The organism is uncultured Umboniibacter sp., assembly GCF_947497555.1.
Taxonomy (GTDB): domain Bacteria; phylum Pseudomonadota; class Gammaproteobacteria; order Pseudomonadales; family DSM-25080; genus Umboniibacter.
The window spans coordinates 1-998 of the sequence record NZ_CANMGY010000028.1 but is presented as its reverse complement, the minus strand read 5'-3'; the positions used below and the strand labels follow the sequence as shown (position 1 = coordinate 998).

At 51.4% G+C, this 998-nt stretch carries 1 rRNA gene; it reads right to left on the bottom strand.

Annotated elements, in window-relative coordinates:
- Window positions 1-998 (bottom strand): 23S ribosomal RNA (locus tag Q0698_RS13240); the annotation flags it as partial.

Genomic DNA, 998 nt, shown 5'->3' with positions numbered 1-998 from the left:
TCACCTTCAACCGCTTACAGAACGCTCCCCTACCATGCGCCTAAACGCATCCGCAGCTTCGGTTATCAGTTTGAGCCCCGTTAAATCTTCCGCGCAGGCCGACTCGACTAGTGAGCTATTACGCTTTCTTTAAAAGATGGCTGCTTCTAAGCCAACTTCCTAGCTGTCTGAGCCTTCCCACATCGTTTCCCACTTAACTGATATTTGGGACCTTAGCTGGCGGTCTGGGTTGTTTCCCTCTCCACGACGGACGTTAGCACCCGCCGTGTGTCTGCCATGATTGCACTTCCTGGTATTCGGAGTTTGCATGGGGTTGGTAAGTCGGGATGACCCCCTAGCCCAAACAGTGCTCTACCCCCAGGAGTGAGACATGACGCTCTACCTAAATAGATTTCGGGGAGAACCAGCTATCTCCGGGCTTGATTAGCCTTTCACTCCTAGCCACAGGTCATCCCCTAACTTTTCAACGTTAGTGGGTTCGGTCCTCCAATCAGTGTTACCTAATCTTCAACCTGCCCATGGCTAGATCGCCCGGTTTCGGGTCTATTGCCAGCAACTAGACGCCCTATTAAGACTCGGTTTCCCTACGGCTCCCCTAAACGGTTAACCTTGCTACTGACAATAAGTCGCTGACCCATTATACAAAAGGTACGCAGTCACCCCGAAGGGCTCCTACTGCTTGTACGCACACGATTTCAGGATCTATTTCACTCCCCTCTACGGGGTTCTTTTCGCCTTTCCCTCACGGTACTGGTTCACTATCGGTCAGTTAGGAGTATTTAGCCTTGGAGGATGGTCCCCCCATCTTCAGTCAAGATAACACGTGTCCCGACCTACTTATTACATACCTAGTACCACCACTGCGTTTTCGTGTACGGGGCTATCACCCTCTATCGCCGCACTTTCCAGAGCGTTCCACTAACACAGCAGCTATCATATGATGGCTGATCCCCGTTCGCTCGCCGCTACTAAGGGAATCTCGGTTGATTTCTTTTCCT